Raw genomic sequence first — 12,814 nt, 5'->3', positions numbered from 1 at the left:
ACCCCTAAGGAATCCGAGGTCCTGCTCGCTGGGCCCGTAGTCACCGCCCTTTGGATGAGTGTGGCTGATGAGACGGATGTTTGGCCCAATGGGCGGCTTGACCCCTGCGACGGACCCAGAGTAAAGCCAGTACGTGCCGACTCCACCACCTCGTCCCATTCCGGTTCGATAGACCAGAGCGAACTCGGCTCCGAACTCCTTCTGCAGCGACCACATCTCCGTTGGGGTGAGGCGTCTTGAGATCATGACTCCGACTTCGCCGGGTGGCTCGGAGACGATGATCGATGGACTCCGCTGCTCAAGCGTCGCGATGGGGCGCCCTCCTGGGGATCTGAAAGCCTTGCCGGACGGTAACACGTAGGATGCTGACAGGCCTGGGGTGCTCTCTCTCCCCCCTCATTCTTCCCCGCCGCAGGTCTCCGCGTCGGCGAGATATTCGCCCTGGCGGCGGAGCTGAGAGCCCGAGCATCGGAACGAAGCATGAAAATCGCTCCTGCAAGCTGGACCGCACCCACGACGGCCCCAAGGACGGGGTTCTCCTCCGTCAGGTATCGATAGACCGCGGCGGTCTCCGGGGACATCCCATCAGTCGGGCCGCCGCTGCTCCTGCCAGGCGGCACATAGGTAGCTCCGGCCGGGCTTGTTCCTCGTCCCGGCGGGGTCGAGTGAGTCGCTCCCGGAGACGATGTGCTCGTCTCGGGAGGCGGCGCAACCTGGAGCTCACCGATCTGCTTGATGTCCTTCCTATCCCCGAAGATGCTTCTCGTCCTGTGCTGGACGGGCTTCACCGTGTCATCGTCAGCGGATACGGTTTTCAGCTGAATCCGCAGGCTGGCCTTGAAGTCATCGACCTCCTTCGAATCGCTCCCGTTGGGGTCCACCAACTTTATCGGATTGCCTCGCACGTACTCGTAGAGGTTTGGCCCATCGACCATCCCCGCCGGATCCGCGCTCGTCCACCTCCCGAGCCACGGCGCATAGTACCTCGCCCCGTGATAGTAGAGCCCCGTTTCCTCGTCCTTCTCCTTGCCCGTGTACCTGTACCTCCTCTGCGAGACCTCGATCCCCGAGGCCGCCGCCCAGTAGGCGGTCGTCCCGTACGGGTGGTACTCCTCGTAACCGATCACCAGTCCCGCGCCGTCGACCTCCAGCGAAGCCGACCCGAGGTGGTTGTCGAGTTGGTAGCGTACCCGCGGCATCACCGTGAACGGCCCCGAGGTGTCGACCGTCTTGGTCTCGACCATCGCCACCCGGCGCGCGCCATCCATGACGTGCAGCGTTTGCCGTTCGAGCACGAGCTCCTGCGCCGCTCCCTCGCGCCGCCGGTAGACCTCGTAGCCGCCTAGGTAGATGCGCTCCTCGACGATCCCGCTGTGCTCCCAGACCTTCCTGACGCGCTCCCCAGCGGCGTCGTAGACGAAGTAGACCTTTCCGCCGCCGCCCAGGTCCACCTCGCGCATCTGGTCCCGGTCGTCCCAGACGAGGCGAGACAGGTGGGGCATCGACGTCATGTTTCCATGCGCGTCGTGGCCGTACTTCGCACTGTACGGCCCTGCCTCCGGATCGCCCGGGAGGCTCGTGCTGAGCAGCCGGTTGTTCTCCCGCGCGACCTCGTACCGCCGCGTCCAGCTCCCGCTGCCCGCCTGGTGGAGCATCGACAGGATGTTCCCTACGTCGTCGTACTCGTACCGCTCGGTGTAGTTCCGCAGCGCTTGCGGGTCGTTCGGGTGAGGCGCGTTCACCAGCGGGAAGCCCCGCTCGTCCTGCTGGGCATCGGCGTTCTGGCCCGCGTGCTCGCGGCCTTCAGCGCGCCTCAGCCGGTAAAGCGCGTCGTACTCGTACCGGCTGACCGGCTCGACCACCTGGTTGTTGTGATGGACGGTCTTCTGTGCCCGATCCGCGATCTCCACGATGTTGCCGACCGGATCATGGGTGTACCCGAGATCCTGCAGCACCGCATTGTCCGACGCCCTCACCGTCCTGATGCGCCTCAGCCGGAAGGTCAGCGGATCGTACGTGGTGTCCGTCGCGACCCCATTGCCGTACTCGATGCGCTCGCGCTGGCCCTTCGCGTTGTACGCGACGTCCCTCACCATCGGCGTCGACGCAGCGGCCCAGCGCGGCTTGACGTCCACCGCGTCGAGCAACCCGGCCTCGTTGTACCGCGGCAACATCTCGCTCCCATCCGGCGTCGTGACGCGGGTCGGCCGGCTCAGCGCGTCGAACACGGCCGACGTCCTGAACTCCTCCTCCTGCAGCGCCGGCGCCGGATCCCGAGACCAGTCGGGCTGGCTCCTGTGCTCCACGGCGAGCCGGCGCGTACTGGAGAGCAGGTTGCCCTTGAAGTCGAACGCCTCGTTCGTCGTCACTCCGGCGCCGTCGTACTGCTGGTGCACCCGCCCGCGCAGGTTGAGCGCCGCCGCATCGGCGTGCTGCTCGCCATAGACCGTCCGCTCCACGAGCGCCTCGGCCCCCGCCCCCGCCTGCACCCACAGCTCTGTCCGGCGCCGCAGCACGTCGTAGACGCTCCGGTGCCGATGTCCGCGGCTGTCCCAGCGCCGCAGCGGATTCCCGACCACGTCGAGCAACATCCAGCGCTCGCCCGCATCAATGCTCTTCTGGTGAATCGCCCGCCCGGCGACGTCGAACGTGCGCACCATCGCATCGTTGCCGCGCGCATCGGTGACGACCAGCTCCTGGCCCTCGATGTCCAGCGTCACCCGCGTCCGCGGCCTTCTGCCCCCGCCGAGGTCGGTCACCCTCACGAACGCCCGCCCGAGCGGATCCAGCACCTCCACCGCCGGCGTCCCGGCGTGCGTCGCCGCGAGCCGCGCTGCCCGCTGCTCCGCCGCGCTCGCTGCCGGCGTGGCGCCCGGCTGCCGCGCCGCATGCCAGAGGTTGCCCGGCTCCAGCACCGTGTCGTTCTCGTCCCAGCTCGTCTGCTCCCAGGGCGTGAACTCCACCCGCCGGCTCGTCCCGTTCGGCAGGTCCACACGTATGGCCCGCCCGAGCGGGTCATACCGCAGGATCGGCGTCACGCCCCACTGCGCCAGCTCCTCCTCCGGATCGTACTCAGGGCGATGGCTGAAGTAGCTCTCGTACTTCTTGATCGGGTTGCCCTTGTTGTCGAACACCGCTCGCCCGCTGCCCACCCACCGGCTCTCCGCTCGCACGAGCCTCGGCTGGCCGTCGGCCTCGCGCACCACGCGCCCTTCGGCGTCGAGCAACGGCACGGGCCCGGGCTCCGCACGCTCCTTGCGCAGGATCTCGTGCCCGCCTCCGTCCGAGTAGACCCACGTCTCGATCCAGCGCGTGCTCGGGTTGCCGTGCCGCTCGCGCCGGCGGACGTGAGCGAAGCTCGGCCTGCCGGCGTCCCGGAACTCGAACAGCGCGTACCGGATCACGGCTGTCGGGTCCTCGAGCGTGTCCCCGTCCGCGCTGCCCTCCTTGCCCATCACCGCCTCGGCCACAACCATCCCCAGCTCGTCGAGCTGCACGCTGGCGCGGTTGCCGTTGGCGTCGGTGATCATGGCCGGCGAGAGCACTCGATAGTCGTTCGTGATCTGGACCTGGTTCCCGAGCGCGTCCTCGGTGCTCGTGACCAGCAGCGCGTAAGCATCATACGCCACCGTGGACGTCGCGCCGAAGGGGTCGATCGCCGACACGGGCAGGTAGAACCTCGATGGATCGAACACCAGCCGTCCCGACGGAATCCAGAAGCCGCTGTCGCCGGGGAGCTGTACGTACCCACCTTCGGCCAGGACCGCCGGGGTCACCCGCTCCTGCCCCGCGTTGAACGTCTGTGCGATCTGCTCTGCCGTGAGCGCCAGCGCGTAACGCTCGTACGGCAGCGCCAGCACATCCGCGCTGCCGAACGGCAGCGGGCTCGGCAGGCTCGCGCTGTCGTAGTAGCGGAAGCGCTGCTGCTGGATCAGCCGCTTCACGACCGACGCGCCCGCCCCGGCCGCCACTCGAGACATCGCCTCGAACGACAGGCCCTCGCGCGGCGCGACCAGCCCCTCTAGCTCGTACGTCCGCGTCTCGATGGGGATACCCAGCCGGTAGCCCTCAGGCGTGCCGTCCAGGTGCACCACCTCATTCTCGACGAGCGTAGCGAGCAGCCGGCCCTGCGCCGCCAGGTCGGGATCCGACGGGATGCGGCGGCGCGGGTACGCCACCGTGGCGCTCTTCCGCACCGCGCCGAGCGCATCGACCTCGAGCGTGAACGCCTGCGTCATCCTCGGATCCAGCCGCCCATCCGCGTCCTGGTGCCGCTCGTACAGCAGGGAGATGGTTTCCCGCGGCACCACCAAGAACACACCCGGCGACGGGCCTCGGGCGGGCTCCACGCGCCGCACCGCGGAGCTCTTCTCGGCCACCGAGTACGGATGCCGCTCGGCCGGCGTGCCATCGAGCGCGTACACCTCCTGCCGGAGCACCTGGCCCCGCAGCGCCCGGCAGGCATGTCGCCGCTCCTCGGCGCCCAGGCCTCCCTCGAGCCACGTGTCCGGCAGCCGCGGCGCCTCGGGATCCAGCCCGTAATACTCCTTCTCGTATTGCCGGCTGATCGCCGCGCCCCGCTCCCACGCGCCGGTGTGAAACCACGTCTTCGTCACCACCGGCGGCTGCGGCAACTCGCCGTTCCGCACCGTCACCTCGGGGAACAGCCCCTGCCCCAGGTGCGCCGAGAACGCCTCGGTGTCCACCTGCTCCACCATCCCGAAGCCGCGGAACTCCCGCTCATGCCCGTCGTAGTGACCGTGATGGTAGCGGTACTCCGAGACAAGCCGAACGCGGCTCACGTGATCGTACGTCTCGACCCGCTCGACCACGTGGACCGGAAACGGCAGGCGCGTCACCCAGGGCCGCCCCGCCGCGCGATCCGCGAGGTAGAACCGGGTCGACGGCGCGTAACGCACCCGCGTCTCCAGCCCGAGGTTGTTCCTCACCGACGTGAGCAGGTACGGCTTCTCGCCGCCGAGCAGGTCGATGTACCGCACCGGCGCCGCGCCGAACCCGGGCAGCGGGCTCGACCACACGATGCACGCCGTCCCGGTGCCGAGCAGGTCGAACACCTCCACCGACGACATGGGGCCGTGATCCGGCAGGCCCGGCAGCTCGATCGACGGCCCGAACCCGTTGCCGGACTGGTTCGTGTAGATCCGCACGCTGTCGTGGCGGAGGTAGACGAGATCCGTGGTCCCCGAGCCGTCGACGTCCGCGAGCCGCACGCGGCGAAGATCGAACTGGTCCGGGTGGTCGAGCCACGGCGCCCTCGTCATCTCCACTCGGGCGCCGAACCGGCCATACCCCAGATTGGGCCAGTAACACACGCTGCCGTTCCTGATGCGGACGAGGTCCATCAAGCCGTCCCCGCTCATGTCGGCGAGGAACAGCCGCTCGGTCGCGCTCGCGAACACGAGCACCGGAGCCCGGTTCCCGTCGTCCCGCGGCGCCGAGAGCGTGATCGGCCTGTCAAAGCCGCCCTTGCCCAGCGATCGATACCAGACGAGCGTCTCCCCGCGCGCGATCAGGATGTCGTCGCGCCCGTCGCCGCTCAGGTCGATGAGCTGGAGGTTGGGATCCGACCAGTCGACCTCCGGCTGGGAGGCGAAGGGCACGAACGGCGCCCACGACCCCTCCTCGGTCCGCTCGTGGTAACCAGCCATCGGCGGCTCGAAGGACACCATCTCCTTGCGCCCGTCGCCGTCGATGTCCGCGACCTGCATCCTGCTCGCGGAGCGCGCTGGCCTCGTGGGCAGCGGCCGCGCCGGCCCGAGCTTGCCGTCTCCGAGGTTGGGCTTGTAGAACAGCGCCCCGGCCTCTCGCGTCAAGAGCCCTGACAGGCCCTCGCCGTCGAGGTCGGTCCACTGGTGCGCCCCGCCCAGCGCGCTCCCGAGCTCCGCCGCGTTCCCCCTGTCGAGTTCCTGGACCAGAGTCCGGATCTCGGGCAGCGAGTACCCGAGCTCCAGCGACGGATACGACTTCTTGGCATACGTAAACGCCCCGGGATCGCGCTTGTACCCGGCCCTGGTCACCGCCGTGAGCCGCGTTGTGACGGGGTCCTCCGCATACGTGAGATCGGTCGACTGGACCAGGCACGGGCCGTCGCCAAGCTCCCGCAGGTGGTGGAACATCAACACGCGCCGACAAAGGCGGTACGTCCGGATCTCGAACCCCACGCGCCGGTGCGAGAACGGGTCCTGCCGGCACGGCCACGCCCTCACCTCCTCGGGTGTCGGCGTCTGCTCGTCGTGCTCGCCGTAGTCCAGCACGACCTCGAACAGCGCCGTCGACGGGTCGCCGGCCGCCGTGTTCCCGTACCGGATCCGCTTCAGGTACCGGTTCGCAATGGGCGCCTGCCCGCCGTGGCGGCTGAGCTCGTGAGGCACGTTTCGAGGCACGTTGCGGAGGTCCTCGGCCTTGTACTCGAACACGATGACGTTGCCCCGGTCGTCGCGCATCTCCTCCAGGAGCCACGAGAAGACACGGCTCGGCGCCGCGGGGTCGGCGAGCCGCGCCTGCTCCGACCGGCCGTAAACGCTCGTCACGTTGTCGCGGCTCACCACCTTCCAGTAGAGCGCCCCGCCCGCCTTCCAGCGCCGCTCGATGCGCGCGAACGCCCCCTCGGTGCGCGGGCGGTACCGCTCCACGGTCTCGTCCCCTTCCTCGTGCCGCTCGATCGCGCCGTCGGCGCGCCTGACCGGCACGAGGTCTTCCATGCCCGAGAGGATAAAGACGTCGCCCCCGTCGGGGCCGCCGTACTGCGGCAGCCCCTTGTCCGTCTTGCGGGTGACCTCCCCGACGGCCAGCCGCCACCCGAGCCCGAACGCGCCGTTGCCAGCACCCGAGTCGTGCTCGAGCGACAGGTTCGGCTGGAAGCCGCCCCGCGCCGGGCTCACGCCGATCGGCACCACCAGCGAGCCGCTGCCCGTCGCCGCACTGACCGCGTGCTTCTCGCCCAGCCCGCGGATCGCGCCGCCCCCCTTCGGCAGCGACGGCGACGGCGCTGCGACCGGTCCTGGGGCGTGCCCGGCCGTCGAGGCCGCAGCCCTGGGAGGCGTCTCGTGCTTCGCACCGGCGCCATTCGGCGGAACCCGATCATCCATCGTCGTCTCCCCTCGTCACGCCAGCGCGTAATGGCACAGCAGCACGATGTCCTCGATCTCGGCCAGCGCGGAAGGCGCCGCCCCCTCGGCGCGCAGCGTCCACGCGCAACCACGGGGCCCGCGTCGCGCGCGCCCACCACCTGTGCTTCCTCGACGACGACGATGTCTGGAAGCCCGGTTACCTCGCGAGGCGCGCTGCTGCATCGGCTCGAGCTCCTGGCGCTGCGTTGCGGCCCGAGCGGCATCGATGCGCTCGTCGGCGGCAACAGCGGGGCGGCGCCCGTGCCTGCGCTCGGCCTCCTCCGGCGGCAGCTCTTCGATCTGACCTCGACGCCGGCTCCAGGGGTTCAGACCTCAGAGAGGGGGCGAAGGCTCGCGGCCTGGCTGCGACGACGTGATCCCTACTACGATCTGACGACGGATCGGGGCGAAGAGCTCTGGATGCCCGTGCGCGCGGCCTGGTGGCGTGAGTCGGATGAGTGGGTGTGGGATGAGGTGGTCGAGCGGCTCATGCTCGGGTTGCCGGTGACGCGGCCGGCGCTGCCGTCGCTCGACGAGATGCCTCCGACCGCATGGGGGCACCTCGATGCGGCGACGGTCGCGGGCGGCAACACGGTGCTCTTCACGCCGCGGGTGCTACGGGCCGACGCATTCGTCCAGGTTCGGTGGGGCTCGGTACGATCACGGCGAGGCGACACCACGTGGTGCATCAACTGCCGGAAGAGCGGGGCGATGATCGCACGCGCCTCCATCCCGCTGCTTCACGATCGGGCGCCACGGCGGGGGGCACCTGCGCGTGAGACCACGGTGCGCGACGCGGTGGCCGATGCCCTGGGGGTCGGCCTCTATGAGACGCTCGGCGCCCTGGGGCGCGCCGACCAGGAGGCGACCAGCCGCGGCGCAAGGCGGCGACTGGCTGCCGTGATCGAGAACCTTGCCGCCGCTACGGCTCAGCTGGAAGCGCCGGAGAATCCCTTTCCACAAGAGCCACGCTCGAGGCTGCTCGCGTTTTTGCGCGACGTTACGGGCGCCCTGACGGGTGTGCGGCTGGACGAGATTGAGCTCAGCGATGCTCAGAATCAGGAGCGGAGCTCCCCCACGACGGCAGGCAGGATCGCAGGCGAATGCGACGAGCCTCTGCGAGCCTGAGCAGGAGAGACGACGGCACTCCGACAGGCACCCAGCTTGTTGGCGCACCTCTCCCGGACGTGCTGCTCGCCGGAACCGCGGCCCTCGGCTGGATATGGGATCAATCATCCAGTCTTCCCGCCTTCATATGAACTCTCTCCGGGCCAATACGACCACTACGCGCCCGAAGCGTGTCGAGAAGGGTCATCTTCCCGGCACCGCCCTCCACGCCGTCACCCTTCGCCCGCCGTGTCGGCCGCCGCGAGCGCGAGCGCCCATCCCGTATCGATCCACCGCGTCGCCGACCGCGGCGTCCCCTCGAGATAGCGCAGCCGGTTGATCCGCTGCTCGTCCAGCAGTCCGCCGTTTTTCCTGACGTCGTCGCGCGCGACGATCACCCACGCGAGATCGGTCAGCGACACCGTCCGCTCGGCGAAATGGCCCGGACCACCGTCGATGCGCAGCCCACCGCCATCGGCCCGGCCGACGATCCTGCAGCGCCTGCCGTCCCGCTCCACGAAGGCGCCCGCGCCGGGCCGCCGGAGCAGCTCCTCCACGAGCACCCGCGCGCGCTCGCGAGTTCCCGCCGGGAGCGACCGGGACGCTCCGCGGCCTGATCCCAGGGCGCGGTACGCGGCATGATCAATCCCCGGACAGGACCAGAGCCCCTCCTCATCGAGGGAACGGGCCACGCCCAGGTATCGCCAGGCGGGCTCGCCGGGCGGCCGCACGAGCACGAAGGCCGTCTCCCCAGGGCGGCGCTCCTGGGCCGGCACCGGCGATCGAATGCGGTCGGGCGCGACCAGCGCTCCGGAGGCCTCAAGACAGAAGAAGAGGTGACCGCCGACACGGCCGGTCCGCGGCGGCTCCTCCAGCCCGAACGCGCCGGCTGCGGCCTCGTCGTCCTCGAAGCGCTCGCCGGCGCTCGGGCCGATGTCCTCGGGGCGGACCACCTCGACCAAGATCGCGATAGGCACCGTCTCGGCCGTCGCCTCGTACGACGGCGCATCCGGATTGTCCGAGCGGAGCCACCATCGCGATCGATCGCGCACGATCCGCTTGATCTGGTAGGCAAACCCCAGATCGCGATCGGGCACCTGAAGCAGCGCTACCTTGCCGTCCAGCGCATCGTACGAGGCGCCGCGTGCAAACTTCATGATTAGCCAGTCCCCGTCGCGGATCGGACGCTTTCCGCCATCCATCGAGTCGCCCGCAACGCGCACCGCAAAGAGCCCATCGCCGCGCGCGGCCGCGATCGGAAGCCGCACCGTCTCGGCCTCGGGAAAGAGCTCCATCGGTGCACCGGCGGCGCCGGCCGCCGCGCGCAGATCGGGGAAAGTGACGAGCGCGGCGCGCGGCGCCGTGGAGAGGTCTTCGGGGTGCTCCGGCTCGGCCCATAGCCCATCGGGCGAGCGGACGAAGCGGACGTGGAACGCCGTTCCAGGCCGGCCGGCGGCAAGGCCGAACCAGCGGCGCATTAGATCCGGCAGCTCGTTGCGCTGCGAGCCCACGCGGTGCGCGACGTTGCAGAACTCCTTCATGAAGCGGAAGCGCCACACCGCGCCGTCCGGAAGCCGGACGTCGACGTCCCCTGAAGGGCGGTCAGGACGGGCTGTCCGCGAGGGCAGCTTGAGGATGGGGTCGCGCTTGTTCCACAGCACCTTGGCCGAGAACGACGCGCCGGAGCCGTCCTCGCGGCGGCGCGCGCGGTACATGGCGAGCCGGTAATCGACGAGCTCCCGCGTCATCGCGGCAAAGGCCTCCTCGTCGCCCGGAGGACAGGAGAGCTTCGAGACGAAGCGGTCCCCGTCGAGCGCGAACCAGCGGCGGCCTCGCGCGCCGGTCCATGCGGCGATGGGATTATCCTTCCAGTAGCTGACGAAGCGCGGCTCGTCGAACCCCTGGCCGCCGCCCAGATCCGCCACGCCGTTGAGATCGCGGGAGAGCTCCGGAGAGCGGGCGAGGATAGAGTGGCTCCTGTGCGCGAGCTCGACGATCGAGATCCCGTCGAAGAGCGCCCCCGCCTCGAGCAGCGCTTCGAGCGTGACCATCTTGTAACACTCGCTCATCGCGGTGATCTCGAGCTCCCGGAGCCACGCGCCGGCGGCGCGAAGGACCCGGAGCTCCGGGGGGCTCAGATCGCCCTCGGAGGCCACGAAATCGAACCATCCCTGGTGGGCCGGTCGCAGCGTGGCAGGCCGGTAGCCCATCCGGAACAGCTCGCCGGCCGTCGGGCGCTCGCCGCGCGCGTCGCGGAGATCGCGGTACGCGCGCTCCACCTCGCTCTTTCCGCGCGCAGGAAGCAGGCTGAGCAAGAGAGCCTTGGCCTCGAGATCGAGGTCCACCGTGCAGCCCGGCGGCAGGCGCGCCGCACGGACACCGCCGAGGAAGTCGCGCAGATCGGATGGCTCGGAGCCGAGCGAGACGAGCGTCCGCACGCGGTCGAGGAACACGCGGTGATTGCCCACGAAGTCGAGCACGGTGAGGCGCGCCTTCCCGTCCGCGACGCGCAGGCCGCGGCCGAGCTGCTGCAAGAAGACGACAGGAGACTCGGTGGGACGGAGCATCACCACGCGATCGACGTTCGGCAGATCGATGCCCTCGTTGAAAAGATCGACGGCGCACAGCGCGTCGAGCTTGCCAGCGACGAGGTCCGCCAGCGCCTCCTCGCGCGGCGCCGACTCAGGACCGGAATGGACAGCGGTGACGCGAACACCTCGCGCGGCAAGGAAGTCGCAGGCATGGTGAGCATGCCGGATCGAGCAGCAGAACACGAGCGTGCGCTCCCCCGGGTGCTCCTGCCACGCGCGCCACGTCTGCTCGAGGCGCCGGTCCGTGTCGATGGCCCTCTCCAGCTCGCCTGGGTCGAACCTCCGGTTCTGGAAGGTGACAACGCGGTAATCGGTCTCGTCCCTGAGGCCGAAATACGCAAAGGGGACGAGCAGCTTCCGCTCGATGCCGGCGCCGATATCCGCCCGGTAGGCGACGTGATCGTCGAACAGCCCGACGACATCCGCGCCGTCGGCGCGCTCGGGCGTGGCGGTCAGGCCGAGCAAGAAGCCCGGATCGAGGCGGTCCAGGATGGCGCGGTAGCTCGGCGCGGTGCCGTGGTGGACCTCGTCCACGATGGCGTAGTCGAAGCTCCCCGGGGCGAGGCGCGCGAGGTGCTCGGGACGGGACAGCTTCTGCACCGAGGCGAAGATCACGTCGCCGGCCAGCTCACCGGCGCTCCCGGCGCACCAACCGAAGCGCGCGACGCGGTCCCGCAGGAGGCGGCGGAAGGTCCGGGCGGCCTGGACGAGGAGCTCCTCGCGGTGGGCGAGCACGAGGACGCGCGGACGGCGGCCGTGGTGCTCGGCCCAGGCGTCGACGTCGAGCACGGCGAGGTACGTCTTGCCCAGGCCTGTGGCGAGCACCACAAGCGCGCGACGGCGCCCCTCCTCCGCGCGGCTCCGATGCAGCGCGGCGAGCGCCTCGCGCTGGATGGGGTGCGGCGGAGGCGGGGGCTCGAGAGGCTCGGCGTCCTCCTCGCCAGGTGGCAGGCCCGCCGCGGCCTGTCGCGCGCGCCGAGCGTAGCTCTCGACCCAGTCGGCCGTGAGCGGCCGGGCGCGGGACCACCAGAGCTCGAAGGCGCAGGAGACGGCCCGGTAGGCCTCCGGATCGCGGTGGTGGTCGACTCGGAGGTTCCACTCGATACCCGGTCCGAGCGCGGCGCGGGAGATGTTGCTCGATCCGACGAACGCGGCGCCGAAGCCCGGGCCCTCGAAGCGCCACGACTTGGGGTGAAACGAGCGGATCGTGCCAGGAAGCGCGTCGACCTCAACCACGCGCGCCTCGAAGCTGCCCCGGGTGCATCCGGCGCCCGTCAGCGCGGCGTTGCCGCCGGCCCAGTCAAGCAGCTCGACGAGCGCCGTGATCTGTGTGATGTGGAGGTAATCGCCGGTGACGAGCCGGACGCGAGCGCCGCGCGCGATGGCCGCGAACACGTGGGGCTCCAGTACGTCGAGGCCGCTCTCTTGGACGAAGGCCGAGAGGATGGCCACGTCGGTTGCGCGCGCGAAAACCGGCGCGAGGTGCCGCAAGAAGGGGTCCTCGGCGCCACCGGTCGCGAGCGGCGGGGGTCTCCCGGCGAGGTAGTTCCCTCTGCCCGGGATGACGTGGCGCACGCCGCCGCGCGGGTCGTCCACGTCGCCGCGGAAGCGCGGGATCACGTGGACGTGCAGGTGCATCACGGTCTGCCCTGCGGCCTCGCCAGCGTTGATCCCGACGTTATAGCCGTCCGGGTGGAGCTCGGCATCGAGGTGTCGCTTGACCGTGTCCACCAGCTGGAAGATCGCGGCGCGCTCCTCGGCGGTGGCGTCGAACCAGGTCGGGACGAGGCGGCGCGGGACGATGAGCGTGTGGCCGGGGCTGACCGGAAAGCGGTCGCGCAGCGCGAATGCGAGCGCGTTGCTCGCTACCCAGTCGGACTCGGGGGCCTCGAGGAACAGGGAAGTCACCGGCGGGCGGATGGTACTTCGGAGTGGGCGCGACGTGTCCTCTGGTCGGCATCCTCTCTGCTACTTCCCGAGGAGCTC

At 70.0% G+C, this 12,814-nt stretch carries 3 protein-coding genes; 1 reads left to right on the top strand and 2 read right to left on the bottom strand.

What is annotated here, in order from left to right; all coding sequences use genetic code 11:
* Positions 1-242 precede the first annotated feature (242 nt).
* Entirely contained in the window at positions 243-7,109 is a 6,867-nt protein-coding gene (locus WME89_RS19185) for a SpvB/TcaC N-terminal domain-containing protein (protein WP_438010561.1), read from the bottom strand.
* A gap of 30 nt (positions 7,110-7,139) precedes the next feature.
* On the opposite strand from WME89_RS19185, the gene WME89_RS19180 reads away from it, so the two are divergent.
* Positions 7,140-8,258 carry a hypothetical protein gene (locus WME89_RS19180; protein WP_438010560.1) on the top strand — a complete coding sequence of 373 codons (1,119 nt, stop codon included), beginning with the start codon at positions 7,140-7,142 and terminating at the stop codon, positions 8,256-8,258.
* A gap of 212 nt (positions 8,259-8,470) precedes the next feature.
* Here WME89_RS19180 and WME89_RS19175 read toward each other — a convergent pair whose 3' ends face one another.
* On the bottom strand, positions 8,471-12,736 hold the full coding sequence (locus tag WME89_RS19175; protein ID WP_438010559.1) for a DEAD/DEAH box helicase family protein: 4,266 nt from the start codon (positions 12,734-12,736) through the stop codon (positions 8,471-8,473).
* Between the last annotated feature and the right edge of the window lie 78 nt (positions 12,737-12,814).

The organism is Sorangium sp. So ce321 (genome assembly GCF_051530195.1).
Taxonomy (GTDB): Bacteria; Myxococcota_A; Polyangia; order Polyangiales; family Polyangiaceae; genus Sorangium.
This window is presented reverse-complemented; position numbering and strand designations above follow the sequence as displayed.